This is a genomic window from Pseudomonas sp. TREG-RG-20F-10-E-6-01, from assembly GCF_022662455.1.
Lineage (GTDB): Bacteria > Pseudomonadota > Gammaproteobacteria > Pseudomonadales > Pseudomonadaceae > Aquipseudomonas.
On record NZ_JAKNQP010000001.1, the window covers coordinates 1,269,702 to 1,295,744 of the forward strand.

At 58.2% G+C, this 26,043-nt stretch carries 22 protein-coding genes and 1 pseudogene; 13 read left to right on the forward strand and 10 right to left on the reverse strand.

The features are described from left to right. Positions 1–323 precede the first annotated feature (323 nt). Positions 324–2,243 (reverse strand): ATP-binding protein, encoded by a 1,920-nt coding sequence (locus L8K08_RS06040; protein ID WP_242194921.1) that lies wholly within the window; start codon positions 2,241–2,243, stop codon positions 324–326. 261 nt (positions 2,244–2,504) lie between these two features. On the opposite strand from L8K08_RS06040, the gene L8K08_RS06045 reads away from it, so the two are divergent. The 3 genes from L8K08_RS06045 to L8K08_RS06055 all read left to right on the forward strand — a co-directional run bounded on the left by L8K08_RS06045 (position 2,505) and on the right by L8K08_RS06055 (position 5,852). Beyond that, a complete protein-coding gene (locus L8K08_RS06045; protein WP_242194924.1) occupies positions 2,505–4,295 on the forward strand; it encodes a GGDEF and EAL domain-containing protein in 1,791 nt (596 codons plus the stop codon). 616 nt (positions 4,296–4,911) lie between these two features. Next, positions 4,912–5,514: a hypothetical protein gene (locus L8K08_RS06050; RefSeq protein ID WP_065951382.1), complete on the forward strand. Its 603-nt coding sequence runs from the start codon at positions 4,912–4,914 to the stop codon at positions 5,512–5,514. Positions 5,515–5,543: 29 nt separating this feature from the next. Next, on the forward strand, positions 5,544–5,852 hold the full coding sequence (locus L8K08_RS06055; protein WP_065951381.1) for a hypothetical protein: 309 nt from the start codon (positions 5,544–5,546) through the stop codon (positions 5,850–5,852). A 935-nt stretch (positions 5,853–6,787) separates the two neighbouring features. On the opposite strand, the gene L8K08_RS06060 is transcribed toward L8K08_RS06055, so the two are convergent. Next, entirely contained in the window at positions 6,788–7,738 is a 951-nt protein-coding gene (locus L8K08_RS06060; RefSeq protein WP_242194927.1) for an AraC family transcriptional regulator, read from the reverse strand. A 196-nt stretch (positions 7,739–7,934) separates the two neighbouring features. On the opposite strand from L8K08_RS06060, the gene L8K08_RS06065 reads away from it, so the two are divergent. From L8K08_RS06065 to L8K08_RS06080, 4 genes are read left to right on the forward strand one after another with little or no spacing between them, the layout of a single operon-like run. Then, positions 7,935–8,360 carry a hypothetical protein gene (locus L8K08_RS06065; RefSeq protein WP_242195088.1) on the forward strand — a complete coding sequence of 142 codons (426 nt, stop codon included), beginning with the start codon at positions 7,935–7,937 and terminating at the stop codon, positions 8,358–8,360. Between the two features lie 2 nt (positions 8,361–8,362). Further along, on the forward strand, positions 8,363–9,814 hold the full coding sequence (locus L8K08_RS06070) for a M48 family metallopeptidase (RefSeq protein ID WP_065951377.1): 1,452 nt from the start codon (positions 8,363–8,365) through the stop codon (positions 9,812–9,814). A 20-nt stretch (positions 9,815–9,834) separates the two neighbouring features. Next, positions 9,835–10,545: a hypothetical protein gene (locus L8K08_RS06075; protein WP_065951376.1), complete on the forward strand. Its 711-nt coding sequence runs from the start codon at positions 9,835–9,837 to the stop codon at positions 10,543–10,545. Further along, on the forward strand, positions 10,542–11,579 hold the full coding sequence (locus L8K08_RS06080) for a DUF1176 domain-containing protein (protein ID WP_065951375.1): 1,038 nt from the start codon (positions 10,542–10,544) through the stop codon (positions 11,577–11,579). The genes L8K08_RS06075 and L8K08_RS06080 overlap by 4 nt, the downstream gene beginning before the upstream one ends. 258 nt (positions 11,580–11,837) lie before the next feature. On the opposite strand, the gene L8K08_RS06085 is transcribed toward L8K08_RS06080, so the two are convergent. From L8K08_RS06085 to L8K08_RS06095, 3 genes and pseudogenes are all read right to left on the reverse strand, one after another. After that, positions 11,838–11,975 (reverse strand): hypothetical protein, encoded by a 138-nt coding sequence (locus L8K08_RS06085; protein ID WP_175413286.1) that lies wholly within the window; start codon positions 11,973–11,975, stop codon positions 11,838–11,840. 725 nt (positions 11,976–12,700) lie between these two features. Further along, on the reverse strand, positions 12,701–12,988 hold the full coding sequence (locus L8K08_RS06090) for a hypothetical protein (protein WP_242194930.1): 288 nt from the start codon (positions 12,986–12,988) through the stop codon (positions 12,701–12,703). A gap of 1,702 nt (positions 12,989–14,690) precedes the next feature. Next, positions 14,691–15,474: pseudogene (locus L8K08_RS06095) on the reverse strand (IS3 family transposase); the annotation flags it as partial. Between the two features lie 336 nt (positions 15,475–15,810). Between L8K08_RS06095 and L8K08_RS06100 the strand changes: the two are divergent. The 5 genes from L8K08_RS06100 (at position 15,811) to pgeF (ending at position 20,694) form a co-directional block, all read left to right on the forward strand. Next, positions 15,811–16,374: a GNAT family N-acetyltransferase gene (locus tag L8K08_RS06100; protein WP_242194934.1), complete on the forward strand. Its 564-nt coding sequence runs from the start codon at positions 15,811–15,813 to the stop codon at positions 16,372–16,374. Beyond that, positions 16,374–17,207, forward strand: coding sequence for an EamA family transporter (locus tag L8K08_RS06105; RefSeq protein ID WP_242194937.1), 834 nt, complete (start codon positions 16,374–16,376; stop codon positions 17,205–17,207). Before L8K08_RS06100 ends, L8K08_RS06105 begins: the two co-directional genes overlap by 1 nt. A 95-nt stretch (positions 17,208–17,302) precedes the next feature. Continuing rightward, positions 17,303–18,082: a PhzF family phenazine biosynthesis protein gene (locus L8K08_RS06110; protein WP_242194940.1), complete on the forward strand. Its 780-nt coding sequence runs from the start codon at positions 17,303–17,305 to the stop codon at positions 18,080–18,082. 36 nt (positions 18,083–18,118) lie between these two features. After that, positions 18,119–19,948: a gamma-glutamyltransferase gene (gene ggt, locus L8K08_RS06115; RefSeq protein WP_242194943.1), complete on the forward strand. Its 1,830-nt coding sequence runs from the start codon at positions 18,119–18,121 to the stop codon at positions 19,946–19,948. Positions 19,949–19,971: 23 nt separating this feature from the next. Then, on the forward strand, positions 19,972–20,694 hold the full coding sequence (pgeF, locus tag L8K08_RS06120) for a peptidoglycan editing factor PgeF (RefSeq protein WP_242194946.1): 723 nt from the start codon (positions 19,972–19,974) through the stop codon (positions 20,692–20,694). A 187-nt stretch (positions 20,695–20,881) separates the two neighbouring features. Here pgeF and ddlA read toward each other — a convergent pair whose 3' ends face one another. From ddlA to L8K08_RS06140, 4 genes are read right to left on the reverse strand one after another with little or no spacing between them, the layout of a single operon-like run. Then, complete coding sequence (ddlA, locus tag L8K08_RS06125) at positions 20,882–21,976, reverse strand: D-alanine--D-alanine ligase (protein WP_242194949.1); 1,095 nt, start codon at positions 21,974–21,976, stop codon at positions 20,882–20,884. A 44-nt stretch (positions 21,977–22,020) separates the two neighbouring features. Next, complete coding sequence (locus L8K08_RS06130) at positions 22,021–22,659, reverse strand: LysE family transporter (protein WP_242194952.1); 639 nt, start codon at positions 22,657–22,659, stop codon at positions 22,021–22,023. Positions 22,660–22,692: 33 nt separating this feature from the next. Then, a complete protein-coding gene (locus L8K08_RS06135; protein ID WP_145165515.1) occupies positions 22,693–22,911 on the reverse strand; it encodes a helix-turn-helix transcriptional regulator in 219 nt (72 codons plus the stop codon). A gap of 7 nt (positions 22,912–22,918) precedes the next feature. Further along, positions 22,919–23,479 carry a DUF2975 domain-containing protein gene (locus L8K08_RS06140; protein ID WP_145165513.1) on the reverse strand — a complete coding sequence of 187 codons (561 nt, stop codon included), beginning with the start codon at positions 23,477–23,479 and terminating at the stop codon, positions 22,919–22,921. 195 nt (positions 23,480–23,674) lie between these two features. On the opposite strand from L8K08_RS06140, the gene L8K08_RS06145 reads away from it, so the two are divergent. After that, complete coding sequence (locus L8K08_RS06145) at positions 23,675–24,484, forward strand: AraC family transcriptional regulator (protein WP_242194955.1); 810 nt, start codon at positions 23,675–23,677, stop codon at positions 24,482–24,484. 113 nt (positions 24,485–24,597) lie between these two features. Here the strand turns inward: L8K08_RS06145 and L8K08_RS06150 are convergent, their stop codons facing one another. After that, a complete protein-coding gene (locus L8K08_RS06150) occupies positions 24,598–25,968 on the reverse strand; it encodes an MFS transporter (protein ID WP_242194957.1) in 1,371 nt (456 codons plus the stop codon). Positions 25,969–26,043 lie beyond the last annotated feature (75 nt).

Sequence of the window (26,043 nt, forward strand, 5' to 3'; positions counted from 1 at the left end):
GTGTTCGGCCAAAGGCGGACGCTTTCCGAACTGAAGCTCAAACTCTGCAAGCAAGAAGCCCATCCTTCGCTTACAGGGCTACCTGAAACACATCACCCCATCGCTTTCTGGCGCCAACAGGATGCATCTGCACGGTTGTCGTAATCCTACGTCGATGCGGCTGTGTGCTATTCGATCAAGGAGTAGCGCTCGGCAGAACGCAATGTGAGCAACGTGATTGGCTAGCGGTAGTTCGCCAACTTTGAAAGATGCAGTCATTGGCTTCGCGGGCAAGGCACGAAGGTTGCGAATTGCTCGGCGTATACCTGAGGTGTCGAGCCTGCTCATCGTTGAGAGATTAAACGCTGCACAATTGCTTTAAGCTCTTTTAGGGCAAAGGGCTTTAGCAGGAGTTCGGTCTGGCCGCTTTTAAGTGCGATCGCCGGGACAGCATTTTCCAAGAAGCCGGAAATGAAAAGAACTTTGAGCGTAGGGCATTTTTCGAGAGCGATCACCGCCAATTCATCGCCACTCATACTGCCGGGCAGGCCGATGTCCGCGATCAGTAACGCTGCCTCTGCTTGTTCTTCCAACTCCCGCAGTGCTTGTGCAGCGGTTCCAGCCTTGGTGACTTGATAGCCGACTTCTTCCAGCGTCTCGCCAATAAGGTCCCGAATAGCATCCTCGTCGTCGACCACGATTACCCTTGCGTTATGTGCCTGGAAATCGTGTTCCATACTGATGGGTACGCTGACATCAACAGTTGTGGCTTGACTGTGGTGCAATGGCAGGAAAAGGCTCACCGTAGTGCCTTTCCCCATAACTGATTCGATCCGGGCTTCGCCCGATGATTGCTGGGCAAAACCATAGACCATCGAGAGGCCCAGGCCGGTTCCAGAGCCCAAGGGTTTGGTGGTGAAGAATGGGTCGAAAGCGCGCTCAAGCACGCTTTGTGGCATCCCCGTCCCGGTGTCAGATATCCGGAAAAGTGCGTATTGCCCTGCGTTCAGCGCTGTAGCGCCATCCGAGGTATCAACGCGGGCCTTGCTGATTTGGATCTGGAGCCGACCTCCATGAGGCATAGCGTCGCGCGCATTGATGCACAGGTTCAATATCGCGTTTTCCAATTGGTGGGCGTCACATAAGCACAGCAAAGTTTCTTCTGGTGCCAATAGCTCCAGTTCGATCCGCGGCGTGAGGCTCCTGCTGATGAGCTCCCTCATTTCTTGAGCTAGCAACGCCAGGTTGACTACTGAGCTCGCCAGAGGCTGACGTCGGGCGTAGGCCAGCAGCCAATGTGTCAGAGAGGCTGCCCGGGCAGAAGCATTTCGTGCGAGCCCTACATATAGTGGTAGGTCCTCTTGCTTGCCCTGGGCGATACGTCGGTCGAGCATGTCCAAGCTGCCCGTGATTACGGTCAGCAGGTTATTGAAGTCATGGGCTAATCCACCTGTTAGCTGGCCCACTGCTTCCATTTTCTGGCTCTGCTGCAACTGCGAGCTCACTTGCTCCAGCGCTTCTTGACATTCCTTGTATTGAGTAACGTCCCGCGCGACCGCAAAGTACAGCCCCTCTCGACGTGCTATTCGCCAGTTCAAGTGCAGCGGTTTGCCATTGGCGCGAGAGCCTTGGGTATCGAGCTCTGCGATATCCCCTCTGCCCAGGGTGAGTAGGGCGTCCGACAGTTGGGAGGGGGAGATGAAGCAGAAAAATGCACCGCCCTTGAGTTCTAGATCTGAAAGCCCGGTTTCGGTTTGCCAGGCTGGATTCATCGCCACGACGTCACCGTCCTCGGCCAACGTGCAGATTAGGTCAGGGGATACATTCCAGATACCATCTCGCTCCAGTGTACGACGCTCGACCTCATACTCCAGACGATCGTTAACATCGGAGAGGGCGCTCAAGGTTCTTCGGAATAAGGCGCAAACAACCGCCATGCCGAAGGTCACGAGGGCGAAACTTGCGCTACTAACCCAGGCTGTCAAGCCATCATTAAAGCCAATCTCGCCAATGAAGAAATAGTGTGCGGTGAGCACTGCTAGCACGCAGCCTATGACCGATGGACCAACGCCGAAACAGAAACCGATGAACATAAGCCCCGGTATGAAAAACAGGTACGGTAGTGCTGTAAAGGGAAGCTGCACGCGCACGGCGGCACAAAGCGCAATCACCACGACGGTGCCGGCGTAGCTAACCGGAGGGCTTGGCTGATTGCGTGCAAATCGGCGCACCAACTCAAGACTACGAGAGAGAATACTGATCAAATGTTGCTCCGTCGGGGCCAGGTCGGAGAGCTGAGGTGCGAATTGTCGGCAGTCGATATGGCGATGGTTCGCAACCTTAGATAATTATAGGCAACCACTCCTTCAGCTTTAAGCGGTTTACAACTAGGGCCTATAGTTTCTGATTATCAGCGCAATGGCTAACAATAATTGTGGGAATTTGGCGCCGTGATAAGCTCAAGGCATAGAATCAACACCTAATCTTGGTATTTCCAGCCGACTTATCACTCAATAGTAGCCGAAATGACCACATGCAACTTATGGCCCGAAGAAGAATGCGCTCGGCTGGTCGACGTAGACCGTTTGACCTCCGACTTGGAAAGCGGCTCGGACCCTGTGCTAAACAGCATTGTGGCGATGGTCTCCAGCTATTTTAAGGTGCCTACTTCGCTGGTCAGCATCATCGAGCGCGACTATCAAGTTTTCAAAGCCCGTGTGGGCATGGAGCCTGAACGGACCTCGCGCGAAATATCCTTCTGCGCCCACAGTCTCGACGAAGTGGGGATGTTAGAAATATGTGACCCTGTCGCTGACCCGCGGTTCTTGAGCAACCCCATGGTAATAGGCGCTCCGTTCATCCGGTATTACGCAGGTGCTCCGTTGACAATCAATTCAGGGCGCAACCTGGGCAGGCTCTGCGTGCTTGACTATAAAGCGCACGCTCCGATGGACGAGCAAGGGCGAACCCTTCTGCGCAACGCGGCCCAGGTCGTGGTGGCGAGGTTGGAATCCATGCACCGCTCGCATTACATCGACCCGATGACTGGCTTACCCAACCGGCAGCGCTTTGAAGCAGACATTCTGCAGGCACCTGATCAGCATGAGCGGGTCGCTGTCCTTATAGAGCCGCTCTCCGCATCGGGGATGGACAGTTTGGCGAAGTCGCTTGGCAGCGAGTTTTTCACCAACTTCATGCTGGCGGTCAAAGAGCTGGTCTTGAAGTTGCTGCCCGCAGAGACGCGTTTGTACCGCTCCGGCACTCTGGGCTTTGTCGCATTGCTCAACCACCGGACACTGTCGCTGTCCAGCCTGGCCGACAGCATAGTGCATGCGTTCGAAAGACCGCTGTACTGTGGGGATATCCCCGTTTTCTCCGATGTAGGGATCTGCGTACTGCCGCACAAGCCCGAATCTGGCCTGCCGACGGATATCCTGCGCCAGATGTCCAGCATCACTGATGCTGCGCGCCGAAGCGAGAGGCGTTGGCTCGATTACGACCCCGCGATCGATTCGAGCCTGCGTCGCAGCACCGTACTTCTGAATGACATCGAAGCGGCACTTGGCACCGTTGATCAATTCAGGCTGGTCTACCAACCTCGTGTCGATCTTGCCAGCAACCGGTGCGTTGCTGTTGAGGCACTGCTGCGGTGGTCGCATCCCAAGCTAGGTGAGATTAGCCCTGCTGAATTCATCCCGCTGGCCGAAACCACAGCTTCTATTCGCCACATCACCAGTTGGGTAGTGCGGCGCGTCTGTGAGCAGCTATCAGAGTGGCGCGCTAAGGGCTTGGAAATGACTGTCTCCCTGAACGTCTCGGCACTGGATCTGACTGACGCACGTCTGTTCGATCAGTTGGTCGAGAGCCTGCAAGCCTTCAAGGTAGCACCACGATTCATTGAGCTCGAATTTACCGAAAGCGTCCTAGTGACTGACTTCCAGGCCGTGCGGGTCCAGTTGCAACGTTTTCGCGATCTCGGCGTTGCCATTGGGATTGATGACTTTGGCAGTGGTTACAGTAACTGGGCCTACCTGCGCGAGATTCCGGCAAGCAGCGTCAAGCTCGATCGTTCACTGCTCGTTGATCTTCAGCCGGGTAACAAAGAATGGCACATAATCCGAGGCCTGATCAGCTTGGTGAGAAATCTTAGCCTGACCGTCGTGGCGGAAGGAGTTGAAACTGAGCTGCACTACCACCTGCTGCGAGGTTGGGGGTGTCAGCAGGGCCAAGGTTATTACTTCGCCAAGCCATTATCACCGGTCGCCCTTCTCGCCTGGCTTGACGAGGGTGCCTGGTTGTCTGGGCGGCCTAGCTGACGTAATGGCGGGCTGCTTCGTTTCGGCGGGACTTGTACAGCCATCTATAGCTAAGAGAAAGCGATTCAAGAAGCGGATAAAATCCGATCTAAACGCATCGATGCGCATCATGAAACTCAGTATCGGAGCTGGAAACGTATCCTCAAATCGGTCCTACCCTGGCGCGTTACAAAGTCTAAACTGAGAATCCAGGAGTACTTTTGGTACAGCGGCAATGCTCAGGATGAGATAGTAAGTCCCGGGTGTGCTTCTGGCCGAAAAGCGTCTGCTCGTGTTAAAGGGCCGGGCTTGAAGAATTGACAGACCATTTGTGCGCTTGAGTTCCTTTACTGTGGTTGCCGGAGTTGGAAAGCAATTTGTCGTTGCAAATCTGGCTTACGGCTGTTCACGACCCGAAGAGCACGAAAGGGGGTGTACCAGGGATCATGCGAGGTGCTCATTTCGATTTTCTTAAGCAAATACCTCCCAATGATCAAGCTACGCCGCTCTCTATGTGCACTGCATAGGCTCCGCATCTGATATCGTCGCGACGCTTCAAGCACAAAATTTTCTGTTGTTACGCAATGCGACTCCTCTTTTGTGGTCTGTAACCCTGACTCCGCAAAAGGAAAGGCTCATGTCGATACGCCCTCTGCTTGGCCTGATTGCATTGCCGTTGTTCGCAGGTTGCCAGTATTTGCCCCACACCAACTACTTCACCGCGCCCGAAAACGAGCCCAATCCTGCCTGGGTACGTATCGTCGACTACACGCAACATGCCGAAGTTTACCAATACGAAAACGGTAAACGTTCCGGCGGCGCTGTTCGCACCGGCCTCCTGCCGTTCACCCATACACAGGACTTGGGTATGCCCAAGGCAGGGCAAGACCTCACATGGGACTATTACGAAACGCAGATCCGACCCGGTATAGAAACGCAGGTGGATCTTTTCTGGGAGGGGTCACTCACTCGCTCCTGCCACATCTCGACGAAGTTTACTCCCCAAGCCGGACTCTATTACCAGTTCAGGCTGACATCCGGCTCATCAGGCAGCTGTAGGGTGTACGCATCGCTGATTGAGGGCGACACAGAAGGACACGGTTGGCATCTCACGCCGAATCCGCAGGTGACCTATAACGGTGATGGACCGACGGCCCAAACCTATTACCAGAACAGCAGGTTTGAGGACCCCGATTATCATCCACCTGAAGCTCTGTATCCGGGGATGGACATTTACTAGATAGGTGCACGACTACAAGGAATCGTTAATTGGCTAGCGCAAAATACTTCCGAACGCTCGGCGAGCGAGCCTCAGAAGATGTGTTCGCATGGGCGGCATTTGTCGCGCAAACAGAATTCCTGTGGAAAGACACAAGGTCAGTCCAGAACGCCGTCGCCTGGCGGCGTATTTGGTTCGAGCTGGAAATAATCAACGGGCTTGCGCTGGCGCATTGGGAGGATGAGGGAAAGCCTGTTAACTGGTCGAGCCGCTGGAATACCGACTTTCGACAAGAAGCGGCGGCCCTGGCGAATGACTTGCTGGAGCTTTTGTGTGATGCAGAATCATCTGGAGGCTGAACCATCACGCTGGTCTCACGCAAAGTGCCCAGAAGTCGGATTGCGGCGAACAACGACCCGACGGTCAGCTCAATAGGGTTCTAAACCGCTCTTCAGGGAGTTCCCCTGCAAAAATTGCGTCGGCTTTCAGCGGCACATTCTCAAAATATGCCAGCTTATCCATGTTCCTTGGTGAGCGTTTTTCGGTCGCGCATTTATACGGCGGCGGGCTTATCTGTTTAGCAGTGTGGTTCGTTCTCAGTAAGAGCAAGCCGAAGCAATAGCCCTCACCGGCTTCGGATTGATCCAATAACTCAAACGGCACTCAACAATTCCTCATCTGATTGGCTGGTGGCCACTAAGTGAATACCATGTCTTAGTTTTGCGGAGTCTTGTGGGTGACTTGCCCGGACGCATACGGATGATGAATAGAATGGGATTGAAGAACAGCGAAAACCAAGTCGGAGTTTTAATTGCCGCTGCACATTTCATCCGGACTGGGCGTATGGATCTGGGTGCTGAGCTGGTGGAGAAACTTTGCCCTCCTAAAGCGCACATTACCGGTGTAGGTGACTACGACCGATGCCAGCTAGTGCGGTTAAACCTGGAGCGTGGATTCAATTTAGAGGGGCTTGATTCCATTAAGCCAGGTTTCGACCACGAATCACTTTGATACGTTGAGCGCCGCCGAACCCCATGCCGCTCCGATCAAGCCCGGATAGCAGGGAAAAAGCGCCACGAATCCGGTTGTATCAACCTGACTTCACCGGACGCTTACCAAGCACACACATCATTCTCAAAGGCAGCCAGTAGTCACGAAAAACGACCATGGCACTCACGAAATTTGAGCACGGCGGGCTGCTTCAGCACAGGTCGTTTGGCTGTACGATGGGCCCCAGGTGGCCGCAGAGGCGCTCAAACAAGTCGGCTTAGCCCAGGTTGATTCAATACGCCGCTCACTCCTTACCCGGCGGATACCCGAACCGCGCCTTGTAGGCATGGGTGAAGTTGGCCGGGTCTGCGTAGCCGACACGGTACGCAACCTGCGCCACCTGCCATTTGCGTTCGCACAACAGTTGGCGAGCCACTTCCATGCGACAGTCGCGCAGGTAGTGCAGCATCGACCTGCCGAACGCCTGCTTGAAGGCGCGGCGCAGCGTGGTCTCCCCCACACCCAGCATGCATGCCAGCTCAGGGCTGGCCGGTGGCCGGGCGAGATTATCTTCGAGCAGTTGCCGGGCTTCGTGCGCCAGATCGCGCTGGGCACGGGTCTGGCCCTGGGGGCGGGTTTGCTGGCCGCCCAGGTGCGCTGCCAGCTCCACCAGTACTGCCAGGGTCAGGCTTTCCTGATGCAGCCTGCCCAGTGCGCCGTGGTAGGGCGTCTGGTACAGGCGCTCGAACAGCGAGCGCAGCGCCATGCAGCGGGGCAGTGGCGTGAAACGTACACCGTCCTGTTGCAGGCGCAGCAGCGGCAACAGCGTGGTGTCGCCTTCCTCGGCCTGTTCGTGAATGAACGAGCCGGCGATGCGCAGCCCCGCCAGCCGTGCGTGGCTACCGGACGGCAGGATATCCACCGCTTCCATTGGCTCGCTCAGGCCCAAGCTGACCGGGGCTTCCGGCGTGTAGCGATTAGGCGTGCGGCGGTCGATGCTATGGCTCCATCCTCCTTCGAGGACCTGCACAATGCACAGACTTTCGGGCAGCACCTTGTGGATGCGCAGCGGCTCGGTAAAGCGAAGGTCGCAGTCGAAATACTGCATCAATGGGCGCACGGTTCGCGCCTGGTAGTACCCGCTGGCACTGCCGATGATCTCCCGCGCGGACGCGTCGAGGATATTTGACCGGCTCAAGGGCTGCGGGCCATCGAAGAACACTTCGGTGTCCCGGTAAGGGGTCCAACTCTGCATGGCTTTCAATACTGGCTAACGGCTATTTGACGTCAATCCGACAATGGGGTCGCAGTATAGTGCTGGTGGTGCTTTTTTAACCAGTGCCTGTGACCGGCGGCCATTCACTTGTGTGAGGCGGTCAGCAACCTTGACGATTCGGTGACTCTGGCTTATCAGGTGCACTCATTTCATTACCGAGGACACTGGCATGTTCCTGAGCACCTGCGCGCGCGCACTCACCGTTGGCGCGTTGCTGCTGACTTCCGCTTTCACCCTGGCCGACGACGCCCGCCCGGAAGTGGCCGACAAGGTCATGGCTTACCAAGGTGAGCAAGGCATGAAGGTATGGACGCTGCGCATCGGTGCCCGCCCTGTCAACGAGGCCCTGGTGCAAGTGGAAGGGGTGGACCATGACTGGAACCTGCGCATCCAGAAAATGAAAGTGGAAAAGACCGCCAAGGACACGCGCTACAGCACCGAGGTCAACGGCCAGAAGTTCGTGGCGCTGATCCTTCAAGATGGCTATGGCGAGCTGTACTTGCCTGACGAAAGCCAGGAGTTGAACGTGGGCTACAGCGAAGGGCTATCGTCACAGGGCAATGCCCAAGCGTTCCTCACCGACTACCTGAACCAGAAGTGATCATGTCTACCTCATCACGCAGGTTGCGGCTGCTGGCCTTTCTGTTTCTGGTCCCGTTGGGGCTGATGCTTTACGCACTGCTGCAAGACGGTCGCGTGCACTGGGCATTGAGCGACGAGCAGCAAATGCGCGACTGGATCGTGGCCGCCGAAAAAGACCCCGAGCATCTTTTGCCGGTGCACAAGAGCCTGACCGGCGGGTATGTGGGGGCCGAGTACATCGTGCCGCACATGCAGCAGGAGATCGCCCGCATCGTGCAGGACCACGGCTGGCTGACGTTACGCGGGTTACTCGCGCACCTGGCTGAGCTGTGTGCGCTGGCGGCCGCCCTGACCGGTCTGGCGCTGCTGGGTAAGCTCAAGTATGACGCCCTGCGCTCTATTCGTTCGCAAGACTACATGCTGCAGCACCTGACACTGGCCTGGCAGCGGGTCACCCAACTGATCTTCCTTGATGTGGCGCTGCTAGTGGCAGGTATCAGCCTGTGCCTGCTCTACGAAATGGTCTGGGCCTACAGCAACTGGGACAGGGGCGGCGCCATGCCGTTGCTGTTCACCCTGCCGCTGTGGGTCGTGCTGGCAGGTGGCGTGCTGTTGCTGCGCAGCATCCGCAAGCGGCTGGCACCGCTGGAGGCACCTGCGCTGGGGCTGCTGGGGCGTGAATTGTCACGCGAGCATGCGCCGGGCCTGTGGCGTTGGGTGGATGACATTGCACGTACGGCCAATGCACCCTCGCCGGATCATATCGTGGTGGGCGTTGATCGCTCCTGGTTCGTGACCAGCAGCCAGGTGTTCCTGCAGTCAGCGCAGGCGCCGCTGCTTGGGCGCACGCTGTATATCCCGCTCACCTACGCCTCGGCCATGAGCCAGGACGAAGCAGGCGCTGTGGTGGGACATGAGCTGGGGCACTTCGCATCCGGCGACACGGAGAAGGGCTCGCAACTGTCGTCGCTGTTCCATAGCGTGCATTCACGTATCCACACCATGCTCGAAGACAACGACAGTGACACCCTGCTGGCCGGCCCTGGCATCTGGGTGTCGCTGTACTTTCTTGAGCGATTCGATCACGCCTTCCATCACTGGAGCCGCCGGCAGGAACTGGCCGCCGACGAAGTGGGCGCCAGGGTGGCCGGTGCCCGAACATTCGCCTGCGCCTTGCTGCGGGTGTGTGCCTTGTCCGAGCTGATCGACCTGCTGCTCGCCAGCCCGCAGACCCGCAACATTGTGCAGGCGCTCAACAGCCACATGGGGCAGCACGCGTTGCCGGTCAGCCCCCACACCCTCGAACACCGTGTCGAGCACCCCTTCGACACCCATCCGCCCACCTTGCAGCGCGTACACAACCTTAAGGTGGCACTGGACGACGACTTGCTACGTCAGGCGTCCCGTCCGGCCAGCGAGGCTGACAGCCAGTGGTTCAACCAATTACTCGCCGACACGGCGCACACCGCATGAGCAGCACGGAGACTTGACCCATGAATAAACCACCCTACCAACCTGGCAGCGCTGCCGACCTTGCTGCGTCGCTGACCGACGAATACAACCAGGCCACACGCACCGAAGCCGAAGACGCCACCGGTAACTTGCAAGCCTTCATCGACTCGGTGCCGGATAAGACCGAGTTTACCTCCTCACCTCGTGTCAAATACGTGTTGCCCATCGCCGCGTTGGTGATGGCACTGCTGGCCTGGGCGGTGCTGCGTGACATGGGTGGGGTGCATCGTCCGGGTGACAAGGGCGGCGTGGGCGCCTTGATCTTCTGCCTGGTCGGGGTTGCCATACTGGTTGCCGCTACCTGGGCCAACCGCCACTCAGGAACGTTTGTGTTCATGACGCTGGATCACCGTTGTCTGCGCGTGCACAACCTCCAACAGCCTATCGACCTGCTGCAGGTGGGGCGTGTGAGCTACAAGAACGGCCGTTGGATGGAATCGCTGATACTTGAACTCGGCTCGGACTCAGGCGAAAACTCACACCAGCGCAAGGTCAGCTTCGAGTTCTCCAAGGCCCTGTTCACGCGCAGCCGTGGTACGCCAAAGGTACGCATCATGTCCGTGGGCTATCGGGTCAACGGAAAACCGCTGCGCGATGACGAGCTCCTGGGCGTGATGGAGAGCTACTTGAACGTGGCCCGGGCTGAGCAGGAACTGGCAGCGCTGCGTCAGCGTCAGATGGGCTTCGTATGAAGTCCGCATTAATTGCCGCAGGGCTGGCGGCCGCATGGGTGAGCTCTTCGCCATACGCAGCTGAGCACGTGCCGCTGTATCGTGAAATCAAGGACTGGGTGGTGGGATGTGACAATACACGTCAGTGCACAGCAGTGTCTGCGTCTGAGGACATGGAGCTTGCGCAGTGGACGGTACGCATTACCCGCAAGGCCGGCCCTGAGGGCAAACTAAGGGTTGCTCTTTATACCCAACAGGACGTTAATGGCCAGCCCCAACTGGACGGCAAACCGTTAAGGAGTGCACTGCAGAAGGGCGATGCAGAATCAGGCGAGGATTGGTACGCCACCGGCGCCGTAGCATTGACGCTGATCGACGAGTTACGCAATGGCAATCGCCTGACTGTAGCTGCGACACAGGGCGAACAGGTAGCCTCGCTTGATGGAATCAGTGCTGCACTGTTGTTGATGGATGCAGTGCAGGAGCGAGTCGGCACACAGAGCGCTTTGATGCGTCGAGGTGCCAAGCCTGACAGTGAAGTGCCGTCGGCGCCGGCCGCACCTGTACTGCCGGAGTTCAAGCCTGTTGGGCAGCCGGATGAAGCAGAACAAAAGCGTATCGGCGATGCGGTGATCGCTGCGACTCTTGATACCTGGAAACAAGACGTCGATGATATGAGCAAGGTCGAGACCAGCGTTTACGCTCTGAACGAGGAACAGGCGCTGGTTATCATCCAGACTTGGTGTGCAGCCTACAACTGCGCATATGTGCTATACCAAGCACCGCGTGAGCATCCTGAGCAGGTCAAGCCTCTTGAAATGCAGGTTTTTCCTCATGGCTTGGGCGATGAGCCAAACGGCGCTGTTGGTTACGATCCGGACACAGGAGAACTGTCGAGTTTTAACCGGGCTAGGGGCTTTGGTGACTGTGGCAGCGAGCAGTTCTGGCGCTTCGACGGTGAGCGGTTCCAGCCTCTGTCGCTATCTGGCATGGTGCGCTGCGCGGGCGTGGAGTCGCCTTATTGGCCTCGGATGTACCGGGCAGCAGATATCTGAAACCGCGCCAGGTACACCTAAGCCCCGCCGTAAAACATGGGGCCAGGTACGTAGGAGAGGAATGTTTTTCGATCCTCAAAACCGAGTGCATAGGGCTGATCAGTTTTCAAAAGGTGCTGCTCGCCGGCACTATCAAGCCCAAGCGTTGCAAGACACCGCGCGAGCTTTATTTTCTTCGTGATAAGCCGACTCCTGACAACATTCGCCTGAGTTACGCAATGCAGGAAAGCGTTAGGGCTATATGCCCTAAAGTACAATCTACTTTTTCTTTTTATCCGGCGCTTGAGTCAGTGCCGAACCTGCAACTGATTTTTCATCAGCGGTAGATTTCTTGTCCTTCAGTTGCTCGCTGGCCTTGGACGCAACACCTTTACTTGTTTTTTCATTGTTAGCCATGCGGAACCTCTCAGTAGGTGTGCCGATGGTGGCACGTTACCTATTTTTAATTTATAGACCACAGTTCTGCTGGGGTCGAATCGTGGATTGAAAAAGCCATGCCTACCAAAGCCCCTAAAGTGCGGCTGGATGACCGTATACTCGATGCGCAGATAAAGGCAAGCCACTGGCTTGCAGATGGCAACAAGGCCTTTGCAGCAGGCCGAGTCACGAAAGCTGATCGATACTTTCAGAAGGCACGATTTTGGTTAGATCGCGCAAATCATCTTTCAGGGCAGGGTGAAAGCCCGGCTCCATCCCGGTAAAAAGCATAGAAGTAAACGATGAGGTTTACACGATCCTGAGCGACGCGAAAGTCCTTTGCTCGGCGTCATTATCAGCTCACAGGCAAGCCGCTAGGTGTCACAGGTGAGGTTGCAGAGTATGAAGCCGCTCGCATTCTCAATCTCAAATTGGAGTTGGATAGGCAGGCAGGGTATGACGCGACGGTATTGAGGAACGGCGTGGCCCTCAAGATCCAAATCAAGGGTAGATATTTTTCCAACCCTCAAATGCGAGGCGGCCGAGTAGGATCCATTGATTTGAACCAGCCTTTTGATTGGGGCCACTTGTGGGCATGACGGGTGATACGGGCAACGGTCACTTCCCTGGGCAGTGACGGTAGGTACCAGTGCGGTGGGATTGGCCCGCATTCAATACTCACGGAGTGCCCCCCAAGCTTAACCTCACACGGCTGTCAGTACTTCACCTTGTAGGTTGGTGTATCCTCCGGCCGCTGGCTTTTTTTGCACCGCCAGAAAAGTCGTACGCATCAGCTGCGCGACCCGCAGGTGCAGATGTTCGCAGGCTTCGAAAAAAGCTAACGGCATGTCTGCGGCGCCTTCATCCAGCAGGTTGGCCGTCTCTTGAATGAGTTCGCTCATCTCTTGCTGCTGTCTGATGTGTGCTGTTTCAGGCATGGCGGTTATCTCAGGCGCTGTGAGCGTGGATTTCAACCTGACCAGCCAGAACACACCGGCCACCGAGGCGCTTAGGACCAGCGCAATCGTGCTATGCGATAGCACGCATGCCCCAATACCTAGCTGGCTCGCTGGCAAGCGTATACACCGTCCTGAGGCCCCATTTATTCATCGAGAAGGAGGTATCGATCACTAGCTCCTGAGCGACGCCAAGAATTAATAAGCCTGTGGTAACTACCAGCAGGTATCCCGCGGTTTGACTCGCCCATGTCCCAAGGTTGGCATTTGACATAAGGGCCTGCCTTTTCATGCCGTTCACGGCACGCGGCGTGTATTCAACCCGCTGGTCCAAACGTTTCGCCGTCCCTGGTCAGGGTTATGTACACCGGCTTGTGGGAATCGTTGGTGGTGTCCCACACAAAAAAATGCCGGCGCGGCACACCCATGGCTTGAGAGTTATCGATCACGCGGGGACGTGTATCCTCATCAGCCGCGGTGAACTCAAAACTGTACCTGGGCAAGTTTGTGGCAACGTCATACGGTGCCGCTTGCCGCCAGTATTTTTTATGGATCAATCCTTTTTTTCAGTAACCATCGCTACATCGTGTTTGGAGTGGCTACGTTGGTAAAGCGTCTATCGACGCCCCCCTATCAACAAAGTGTGTGGGCAATTAACGCTTTAACAATACAGCGAGGCCTGGATCAGCCCGATGTGTAATTAGCGCCCAGCTGCTGCCATTACCAACGCCCTCACTTCTTGCCTGTTTCCAGCATTTCCGTTGGCGTAAAGCCAACGGCAGCGTTATGACAGCCCCAGTGGGTGATACGCCAGTCACCACGTCATAAAATCACTTCCACGCATATTCCCAGGTGGAGCAACTTTTTTCGAGACGGCAACATCCAATTCGCTGATTGTATAACGATAGCTACCTTTAACCCGCTTATCCATTCATCACAGGAGTACGTCATGTTTACTGACATCAAACCGGGACCCAAACCTAAGCGCGAGGACGGTCAGGATGATCGCAGACGGCATGTAGATCCGCCTAGCGAGAAAAAACACCCGACCTTGCCACCACACAAGCACAAGCCGGGCGACTGATCAATTGTAGTGCGACACTTCAGACTTGTTTGACATGTGCCCGCCAACAGCGGGCTTTTCCATTGAGACAATCAAGTTACGCATTCGCGCTATGATTGAGAGCGATAACAAGCCCCACATAGTTTTGCAACTGCGCGGAGAAACATAGACTGGGTAGGTCAGGCTGAAGCCCAATAACGCGGCAATAGCTGATCTATGGCACTTTCACGTTGGCCATGAAGCCTCTGGCAAGCCCATTAACATGCACCGATTGGGTGCTTGCTCGCGATACAGATTTAACTATGGATTCCCGTTCAGGCAGTTGGAAATTGATGGTATCAAGATGTGCATGTCGAATGGCTTAACGAGCACCGCGGTATCGTTTGGTATCCGGTGTTCCAGGTCAAGGCCGGCATATCCAGTAATGAGCAACGCTGGTAGTTGGTAATACAGCATTCGGCACTTGTGGGCAGTTCGCATCCATCTATGTAACCGCTCAAGCCAACGTCACTGGTCATCAATGCGAATGGCGTTTTATCGTCCTTCAGTCCTCTAGAGCGGCGGTCGCATCGTAGACGGCGACAACCTCATGCCCAAGCTGCATTAGCCAGGCAGCAAGCGTTTCGCGCGCCTCGAACTCGTCATCGACCAGTAAAATTCGTATTCTGGGGGTTGCAAATCACTGGTCATCTGCGAATTAGTTGACCAGCCAACGACCTGACGAGAAAACAGGTCTAGCACCACCGCCAAATACAACCAGCCTTCATTCGTACGTAAGTACGTGGTGTCGGTGATCCAAACCTTGTTGGGTTCCACGACAACTAACTGGCGCGTCAGCTGATTGGATGAGGCGACCGCTCGATTACCGCCGTACTTTCCTGGGCGGCGTCGATAACCTGTCTGAGAATACAGACCTTCAAGACGCATAAGCTTTGCCATACGATGACGATCACAATCCTCACCGACCTCGCGCATATCGTCATGGATTTTGCGATAGCCATAAACGCCGCCGCTCTCCAGCCAGGAATGCTTGATCAAACCCAGCAGTCGTCGGTCGTCTTGGGGGCGTACAGATTGCGGCTCAGAAAGCCAGGCGTAATAACCGCTGGGATGGACTTTCAGCGCCAGGCAAAGCCGTCAAATCGAACAGTCGCCTGCGCACTGCTTCATAAAGGCGTACTTCAGCCGTGCTCCTTGGCGAAGTACGCGGCGACCTTTTTAATATGTATCGCTATTCAATAACGCGCTTGAATTCCGCTCGCAGACGACGCAGTTCAGAGGGGTAATGATCGTCTTGCTATCGTTCTTCTAAAGGTTTGCTGTAGCGTTTTATCCAGGCATAGAGGCTATGCGTCGACACGCCAAGGCGGGCCATCACATCAGCGACAGGCAGCTTCTTTTCGGTTACTCGATTGACCAATTGGATTTTGAATTCTTCTGGGTAACGCGGGTTGCTCATGGCACCTCCTAATTGGCCTCATTTTAAGGCAAAGAGGTACATACGAAACCCGCCGCGATTCAGTCTGGAACATCGTTTTGTTGAGATGAACGACGCGATGCCAAGCACAGATATCAGGGCAGTAGCCGTTGAAAGTCCGTCAGTGTGTATGCCTATGTGTATGCCTTAATGATTTAGTATTCAGAAAATATTATAAATACAAAATCTTAGGACTCCTGTTCAAATGACTGTGTAGCCACCAAGTACTAAAAACGGCTTACCGAAAGGTAGGCCGTTTTTTTATGCCTGAACAAAAGCCCTCAGGCATACTCGCCCCCAACCACAAGGAGGCGATACGTGAACCCGCACTTCCCCACCCACGGCATTGCCACCGAACGGCTGATACTGCAAGCCGCCCAGCCGTCTCACGCTCAGGCCCTGCACACCTATCTGCTGCAAAACCGCGCTTACCTGCGACCCTGGGAGCCCACGCGCGACGATGACTTCTTTGCACTCGATGCCATCACCCAACGCCTCGAAACCATGGCCGAGAAAATCGCCAGCGGCGAAGCGCTGCACCTGCTGATACGGCGCGACGGTCAGATCATCGGCGCGTGCAATTTCACCAATATCGTGCGCGGTGCATTTCAAGCCTGCCACCTGGGCTACGCGCTGGACGAATCGGCTCAGGGCCAGGGCCTGATGCACGAAGCGCTGAAGGCTGCGATTGCCTATGTGTTCGATGCCATGAAACTGCATCGAATCATGGCCAACTACCGCCCCGAAAATGCACGCAGTGCACGCCTGCTGGAACGGCTGGGGTTTGAGCGCGAGGGTCAAGCGCGGGCTTATCTCAAGATTAACGGCGTGTGGGCGGACCACGTGCTGACGTCACTGATCAACCATGCGCAGAGCAACTGATGAGCCTCAGCGTATTCGCCATCATCCTCTTGGGCGCCGCGCTCCACGCCACCTGGAACGCCGTGGTCAAAGGCGGCGCCGACAAGCTGTTGACCACCTGCATGATCGCCTCCGTCGCCTCGTTGATCGCGTTGGCCGCCACCCCGTTTCTGGTGCTGCCGGCAAGAGAGAGCTGGCCGTTCATCGGCGCGTCGGTGATTCTCCAAGTGCTGTATTTCGTGCTGGTGGCCTCGACTTACCGCATTGCCGACATGAGCCAGACCTACCCGATCATGCGCGGCACAGCGCCGCTGCTGGTCGCGACGGTGAGCGTGTTTGTGTTGGCCGAGCCACTGTCGACATCCGCCTGGCTTGGCATTGCGGTGATCTCACTGGGCATTTTGAGCATGGCCCTGGCGCCTTCTTCAGGGCAAAGAAAAGGCCTGGTGCTGGCCCTGATCAACGCCGGCGTGATCGCCGGCTACACCCTTATCGATGGCTTGGGCGTGCGCAAATCCGGCGCGCCAGTGGCCTACACGCTGTGGATTTTCCTGCTGACCGGCGTCCCGCTGGCGACGTGGGCGTTAGCTTCCCGGCGCGCGCTGTTCTGTGATTACCTCGCGCGTAACTGGCGCTTGGGCGTCGTCGGCGGCGTGGGCACGATCGCCTCGTATGGCCTGGCGCTGTGGGCCATGACCGCAGCCCCCATCGCGACCGTTTCGGCCCTGCGCGAAACGTCGATCCTGTTTGGCGTGGTGATCTCGGCCTGGGTGCTCAAAGAGCGTCTGACGCGCGTGCGCATCGTGGCCGCGTGCGTGATTGCCGCCGGGGCGATGGTGTTGCGCCTGGGATGAGCAAGAAGCATGCGCTCAAAAAAACTCCGTATCTGTATTTTGACGCCTTAAAGACCCACTGTTAGTGTCCAGCCTCCCTACTCGGAGTGCCCTCGATGAAACTGGATATCTATCAAGTCGATGCTTTCAGCCAACACCCCTTTGGCGGCAACCCGGCGGCAGTCTGTCCGCTCACCGAGTGGCTGCCCGACGAACAACTGCAGAACATCGCGGCTGAAAACAACCTCTCCGAAACCGCCTACTTCGTACCCCGTGGCGATTTCTACGAGTTGCGCTGGTTCACCCCGGCGGTCGAAGTGGACCTGTGTGGCCATGCCACGCTGGCCGCAGCCTGGGTGTTGATTCACCAATTGGCGGATGCACCCGACGTATTGCGTTTTGCCACCCGCAGCGGCGAGCTTCGCGTGACGCGCAATGGCGACGAACTGGCGATGGATTTCCCGGCCAAACAGCCCCAACGCTGCGAGCCGCCAAGCGGCATGTTGAGCGCATTGGGGATTGAGCATGCCCAGGTGTTTGCCACCGACGACTACCTCGTGCTGGTCGAAGACGAAGCTCAAGTCGCCGCCCTGACGCCGGACTTCGCGCGGCTCAAGGGCCTGCCCAAACGCGGGATTGCGGTGACGGCCAAAAGCACGCGGTTTGATTTTGTATCCCGTTGGTTCGGCCCCAACGTGGGCGTCAATGAAGACCCGGTCACCGGTTCCGCGCACACCTCGCTGGCGCCCTTCTGGGCCGAGCGTTTGGGCAAGTCGCAGTTGACTGCTGAACAGGGCGGCAAGCGCCGTGGGCAACTGCGTTGCGAACTCAAGGATGACCGCGTGATTATCTCCGGCCACGCGGTGCTGTACCTGCAAGGCACGATATACCTGTAAAAAGCCGTAACCCAAGGACAACAGATCATTCTCAAAATGAACGGAGTTCAGCGCGTGTTTTCGATTTCCCGCCGTCAACTGTCAATGATTGCCGCCGCCCTCGCCCTGGCTGGCTGCCATACCGCCGTCAATGAACAACCGCCCGCGCCGGAGCTGGGTTCGGGTTATCGCACCGACCTCACCACCCGCCACGCCGAACGCCATATGGCCGCCGCCGCCAACCCGCTGGCTGCCGAAGCCGGGCGCGAAATGCTGCGCCAGGGTGGCTCGGCCATTGATGCCGCGATTGCGATGCAGGCCGTGTTGACCCTGGTGGAGCCGCAATCATCCGGCATCGGCGGCGGCGCGTTCATCATGCTGTGGGATGGCAAAAACGTGCACGCATATGACGGCCGCGAAACGGCGCCCGCGGGCGCCACCGAACGCTTGTTCCTTAAAGCGGACGGCACGCCGATGGCCTTTGCCGAGGCGCAGATTGGTGGGCGTTCGGTTGGCACGCCAGGCGTGTTGCGCGCGCTGGAGATGGCACACAAAAAGACCGGCCACCTGCAATGGGCCAAGCTGTTTGAACCGGCGATTCGCCTGTCCGAGCAAGGCTTCGCGATTTCCCCGCGCCTGCACGCGCTGATCGCTGCCGACCGTTACATCGCGCAATCGCCCGAGATGGCGGCGTATTTTCTGAATGCCGACGGCACACCTAAAGCTGCCGGCACGCTGTTGAAAAACCCGGCGCTGGCCAGCGTGTTCAAGCGCATCGCCAAGGAAGGGCCGGATGCGTTGTACCAGGGGCCGATTGCCGATGAGATCGCGCGCAAGGTCCAGGGCAACCGCAACGCGGGCAGCCTGTCGCAGGCGGACCTCAAGGGCTACACCGCCAAGGAGCGCACGCCACTGTGCACCGACTACAAGCGCTATCAGGTGTGCGGCATGCCACCGCCGTCGTCGGGCGGGATTGCTGTCGCGCAGATCCTCGGTACGTTGCAGGCGTTGGAAACCCGCGACCCGCGCTTGGCCATCGCACCGATGAAGCCGGTGAAAAGCACATCGCCTGCCGGCCTTGAGCCCACACCTGAAGCCGTGCACCTGCTCGCCGAAGCCGGTCGCCTGGCCTTCGCCGACCGTGGTTTGTACGTGGCCGACGCCGATTTCGTGCCGGTGCCGACCGCAGGCCTGGTCGCCCCGGACTACCTGGCCAAACGCGCCACACTGATCGGCGACCGTAGCATGGGCATCGCCAAGCCGGGCACGCCTGCGGGCATCCAGGTGGCGTACGCGCCGGACCGCTCGCCGTTGCGCATTTCGACCTCGCAGGTGGTGGCGGTGGATGACCTGGGCGGCGCCGTGTCGATGACCACCACGGTGGAAGCGGCGTTTGGTTCGCACGTGATGGTTCAGGGCTTTTTGCTGAACAACCAGATGACTGACTTCTCGTTCATCCCCGCAGAAAACGGCCAGCCGGTGGCCAACCGCGTCGAGCCGGGCAAACGTCCGCGCTCGGCCATGGCGCCGACGCTGGTGTTCGATCGCAAGAGCGGCGAGTTGCTGGCCACCGTCGGATCGCCAGGCGGTTCGCAGATCATCGAGTACGTGAGCAAATCCCTGGTGGCGATGCTCGACTGGAACCTCGACCCGCAAGCGGCCATCAGCTTGCCCAACTTTGGTAGCCGTAACGGCGCCACCGAGCTTGAGGCTGGGATGTTCAGCCCCGAGTTGAAGCAGGTGCTGAGGGACAAAGGCCATGCACTGAGCGAGATTGATATGACCAGCGGCATCCAGGCCATCGTGCGCACGCGGGACGCCCAGGGTAAGGCGTCGCTGAGCGGCGGCGCCGACCCTCGGCGCGAAGGCGAAGCGGTCGGCGACTGACTTTATTGAGCGGAGAGAGCCCCTTGCAACAGGCAAACAACCTCGGCGCCATCCCCGGCGTCGACCACGGTTTTTGTTCGATCAATGATCCATTGCGGCCGCACGAGGTGTTCATCTGCAAGCAGGTGCACAGTGCTTCGGTGATTGAATGGCAGGCGCAGCAGGTGAGCAACACCATTGAGGCAGACGGCGTGTTCACGCGCGCGCCTCAGCCAATCGCCGTGATCACCGCTGATTGCCTGCCCATTCTGATCGCCGCACACAGTGGTGAACGGGTCGCCGCCGTGCATGGCGGCTGGAAGGGCCTGCAAGGGGGAATCATCGCCAATGCGGTGAAACAATTGGCTGCCGAGGGCATTGCCGTTGACCAGTTGCGAGTGGCTATCGGGCCGTCGATCAAGCCGTGTTGTTATGAAGTGAGCGCCGAGTTTATCGCGCAATTTCAGGCGGATCAGGGGCACGTATGGCGTGACGCTCAGGCGCCATGGCACTTCGAGCAACCGACGCCACGGCTGTCACCGCAGATTGCACCGCCCCACGCGCGGCAAGCGGGAAGTGCGTGGTTTGACTTGAGTGGTTACGGGGTGATGCTGTTGCAGGCGGCGGGCCTTAAGCGTGAGCAGATCGACGTCAGCGAGGTGTGCACGTATTGCACATCACCGACCTTCGCCAGCTACCGCAGGAGAACCCACCACCCTGAAGAGCCAAAGACGCTGATCTATTCGTGGATCGCCCGCAAAACCTGAGGAGCAAGCTCGTCGTGGCGAGCGGGCTTGTTGTGGCGAGCGGGCTTGCCCCGCGTTGGGCTGCGAAGCAGCCCCAAAACCACCCAACTCATTTCTGTCTGACACAATGCGGTGAGCCTGACGGGGCTGCTTCGCAGCCCAACGCGGGGCAAGCCCGCTCGCCACAAAAGATAGCTCGCCACAACAATCAGCGGCTGATCTTCAGCCCCTTGCGCCCCGCATGTCGCTCCAGCGCCAGCTCAATCAAGCGGCTTACCAATTCGCTGTAACTCATGCCCGCCGCCTGCCACAGATTGGGGTACATGCTGATGCGGGTGAAGCCGGGCAGTGAGTTGATTTCGTTGATCAGCACTTCGCCGTCGTCGGTGAGGAACACGTCGACTCGCGCCAACCCGGCGCAGCCCAAAACCTCAAACGCTTCAATGGCAAGTTGGCGAATACGCTCACTGGCCTCAAGGCTGATATCAGCCGGCACCACCACTTGGGCGGCCTGGGCGTCGATGTATTTACTGTCGTAGGAATAGAAACCGCTGCCCACCACGATCTCGCCGCAGCCGCTGGCGACAGGGTTTTCGTTGCCCAACACGGCGCATTCAATTTCACGCCCCCGGACAGCGGACTCCACCAGCACTTTTTCATCAAAGCCCAAGGCCAGTTCGACCGCGGCATGGTACTCGGCCTCGTTGCTGACTTTACTCACGCCCACCGAGGAGCCCTCGTTGGCGGGTTTGACGAACATCGGCAAGCCAAGCTTGTTCACTGCTGTATCAAAAGCGCTGCGCGCCGCGTTGCGACGCGTCAGGGTGATGAACGGAGTAACGGCAATACCGGCATCGCGCAGCAGGCGTTTGCTGATGTCCTTGTCCATGCACACCGCCGAGCCGAGCACGTCGGAGCCTACGAAAGGCAGGTCCGCCATGCGCAGCAGGCCTTGCAGGCAGCCGTCTTCGCCAAGGGTGCCGTGGACGATAGGGAAGATCACATCGATGTGTTCCAGCAGGCTCTGCCCGGAGGTTTCCACCACTTGCTGGCTGGTCTTGCCCGGCACCACCGCCAGTTCGCGGTTGGACTGGTTGAGGGCGATCAGGGCCGGGTTTTCCTGGTTTATCAGGAAGTTCGAGGTTTCGTTCAGGTGCCAGTGGCCGGCCTTGTCGATGCCGATCAGAACCGGCTCGAAGCGCGAGCGGTCCAGTGCATCGACGATGTTGCGCGCCGACTGCAGCGAGACCTCGTGCTCGGCCGAACGGCCACCAAAAATAATACCTACCCGCACCTTGCTCATGACTCGGCCTCACTGTTGAAAGTAAGGCTTCTTACCATGAGCGGTCAGCGATTCGCTACCAGATGTGCGCCGAACAACAGGTAGCACCCACCGGCAAACCGGTCGAGCCACTTGCGTGAACGGCTGTAGAGGTTGGCCATGCGCTCACTGGAAAACACCAGGGCCACGCTGGTGTACCAACTGAACGACAAGGTGGCCATGGTAATCACCGCCAGGGCCAACAATGTCGGCGACGGTGAAGGCGGCATGGTCGATGCGAAGGCCGTGGCGACGAACAGCGCGGCCTTGGGGTTGGACAAGTTGCCCAGCAGACCGAAGCGCCAGGCGGAGAACAGCGAGCGCTTGGGTTCGTCGGGCAACACGGTCTGGCTCGCGGTTGGCGCCGAACGCTTGAACAGTTTCAGCCCCAGGTAGATCAGGTAGCAGCCACCGATGATCTTGAATGCCAGATAGAGCATCGGCGCCGCAGTGAACAGCGACTTGATGCCCAAACCGCCCGCCAGCCCCCAGATCACCGTGCCCGTGGCTACTCCGGCAGACGCCACCACGCCATGCCGACGCGAACAGCTCGCCGCCAGTTGGGCGGTATTGAAGAAGTTCGGGCCCGGCGTCACCACCGCGACGGTCCAAAGCAGCCCCAGCGACAGCAGCGGCGCAACGTACGGCAAGTCGGAGAACAGCATTGGACGACCCCTCTTGTTCTTAAGTGGTTAAACCTATTCGCCCGCAGGTTCAGGCGTGTGCACCAACAGGTCGCCAGGCTGGCAGTCCAGGTAGGTACAGATCGCATCCAGCGTACCCAGCCGTATGCCCTTGACCTTGCCTTGCTTGAGCAACGACAGGTTCTGTTCGGTAATCCCGATGGCGGCTGCCAGGTCTTTGGATTTGACCTTGCGCCGGGCAAGCATAACGTCCAGTTCAATCACAATGGGCATTTCGATCTCAAACAAAAGTGCGGTTTTCAGAGTCCACTTCGCTGGCCTGCCACAGGATACGCGCGATTACCGCAATGCACGCAGCGAGAAACAACGCGACGAAGCTCGGCGGGGTCAGACTCAAGGTGAAAAATCGCTGGCCCAGCGGCTGGTTCATCGAGACCCAGAGGCCGAGCAACGGCTCGCATAAAAAGTCCAGCAGTACCCACAATGCAACAGCTCGACCGACTTTGCCCAGGTGCTGCGCCGCCGCGCTGGAGAAATACTCGCCCCGCGCGTAGTTGCGAAACAGCTGGCGCAGATGGTTCAAGCCCGACACCAAGGCCACCAGCGGGATGCTGGAAAAAATGATTCCGCCAAGTTTTTGCCACCAAGGGAGCAGCGCAATTTGCACGCCGCTGTCCTGGATCCGGTTACTCAAGGAAAAGCTCAGGCCCAGGCCATCGGCGGAAGAACCCAGCACCGGAAACAGCCAGACGCCGGTGTTGAGCACCAGCATGACGACCATCAGCAGGAGCGTAAGCAGCGACATGCGCTGGCTGAGCTGAGCCAGACGTTGGGTATTCATAAGTAACCTCGATCAGTAAGTGAGGTCGCAAAAATAATAGATTAATTATCGTAAAACAATCATTTATTAACCTAATTCAACATTTACGCTGCCGAATGCCTCCTCTCAAGTACGCACAATCGTTCAAGACCTCGACAGACACGACATGCCAGACTGGGTTAACGTGTTTCCCACCTCTATTTGTGACAAGTCACCATGGGCCAACCCACTTCCACCCTCGATTGGTTGCACCGCGCCCCGCACGCCAGCGGGCTGGACCGCATCGAAGCGTATTTCGCCGGCTTTGCATTCGACCCGCATCGCCATGACACCTACGCCATCGGGCGCACCTTGTTTGGCGTGCAGAGCTACCACTACCGTGGCTGCATGACGCACAGCCTGCCGGGTACGACCATGGTGATTCACCCTGACGAATCCCATGACGGCCGCGCCAGCAGTGTGGAAGGCTTCAAGTACCGCATGATTTATGTGGAGCCGGCGCTGATCCAGCAGATTCTCGGCGGCCGGCCGTTGCCGTTTATCCACAACGGCCTGTCGACTGACACGCGGCTGTTCCGCGCCAGCGAAGTGTTGCTGCAAAGCCTGGACTGCCCGATTGACCCGATGCAGGAACAGGACGCGCTGTACGACCTGGCGCAAGCACTGAGCGCTGCCTCGGGGGTGATCATCAGCCGTAAATCCTTCGATTACGTCGCCGCCGAGCGCGCGCGGGAATTTATCCACAGCGCCTTGGGCCGCAGCATCACCCTGGATGAAATGGCCGACCATTGCGGTCGTGATCGGTGGGCGCTGTCGCGGGATTTTCGCTTGTTGTTCGGCACCAGTCCCTATCGGTACCTGACCATGCGACGGTTGGACCTGGTGCGCGGCTTGCTGGCCCAGGGCCAATCGCTGGTGGACGCGGCGCTGACCGCCGGTTTCACCGACCAGAGTCATATGACCCGACAATTTCGCAGCACCTACGGCATGCCGCCATCGCGCTGGGTGAAGATGCTCGGGCGCTGATGTGAAACGCAATCAAAATGTGGGAGCGGGCTTGCTCGCGAAAGCGCAGTGTCAGTCGATGCATGAGTGACTGATCCACCGCCTTCGCGAGCAAGCCCGCTCCCACATTGGTTCTATGTTGTTTCCACTATCGCATTCGGCTCGGGCGCTTGCGTTTTGAGCCGCAGCGCCACCACCGCGCCCACCAAGGCAATTGCCGCGCTCCACCACAGCGCCAGCTCAATACCGCCCGCATTCGCCACCGACACCAGCACCGCCAGGCCCAACGCGCCGCCGATCTGCTGGCTGGTAGACGCCATCCCCGCCGCCACGCCCTGCTCCCCTGGCCGAATACCCAGCCCTGCCGCCACCCACATCGCCGTCCAGGTCATGCCCTGTCCGATGCTCAAAATGAAGATTCCCGGCAACAGCGACCAAAACCCCACGCCCGTCGGCAATGCCCAACACACCAGTGCAATGCCCAGCGCGCCCGCCAGTTGCCCGCTGACCAAGGTGTTGCGCAACCCCAGCCTGGCCAGCGAACGTTCTGCCAACCAGATGCCAAACGTGCACACCAGGGTCGCCGGTAAAAACGCCAAGCCGGCTTGTAATACGCTGTAGCCATAAACCTGCTGGTAATACAGCGCCAGGAAGTAGTACTGCACGCCAAAGCTGCTCATGAACACCGCCGTGAGCACCATCGCCATGCGCAGTTCGCGGTAGGCGAACAAGCGCAGCGGCATCAGCGGATCGCTGCCGCGATGCTCGATCCAGGCGAACACCCCAAGCAGCGCCAGCGCCGAGGCGATGCAGCCCAGCGTCTGCGGCGCCGACCAGCCCCACTCGGGGCCTTGCACCAGCGCGAACACCAGCAGCGTGCCGCCGACAGTCACAGTCAAGGCGCCGCCGATGTCGAATTTGCGCCCACGCACACGCTCGCCATCGGCTGGAATCCAGTAACGCGCCGCCCAGGCGCAGCCGCCCGCCAACGGCACATTCACCAAAAACACCGCCTCCCACCCCCACACCTGAGTCAGCACGCCGCCCAGTAATGCGCCAAGTGCCAACCCCGCTGCCGAGGCTGCGCTCCACACCGCAAATGCTCGATTGCGTGCAGGCCCTTCGGCGTAGTGCGTGTTGATCAACGCTAACGTGGCCGGGAACAACAACGCCCCGCCCACGCCTTGCACCGCCCGCGCCAGCACCAGCAACACCGCGCTGCCGCCGAGCACCGCTGCCAGGGAAGCCAGCGCATACAGCGACTGGCCCACCCGGTAAAAACGGCGCTTGCCAAGCAGGTCCGTCGCCCTGCCACCCAGCAACAGAAAACCACCAAACGCCACGCTGTAGGCGCTCACCACCCATTGCAATTGCTGCGCGGAAAAATCCAGGTGCGCGCCAATCTGCGGCAGGGCGACAAACACAATGGTGGCATCCAGGGCGATGATCAGTTGTGCGGTGGCCAGCAATAAAAGCATCCAGCCAGAGGGTCGAGAGGAAGACATCACAGCGTCCAGTCCGAAAATAAGAGGTGCCAGTTTCTTTCATGCCTGACAGATGATAAATAGCGCTATCACTCT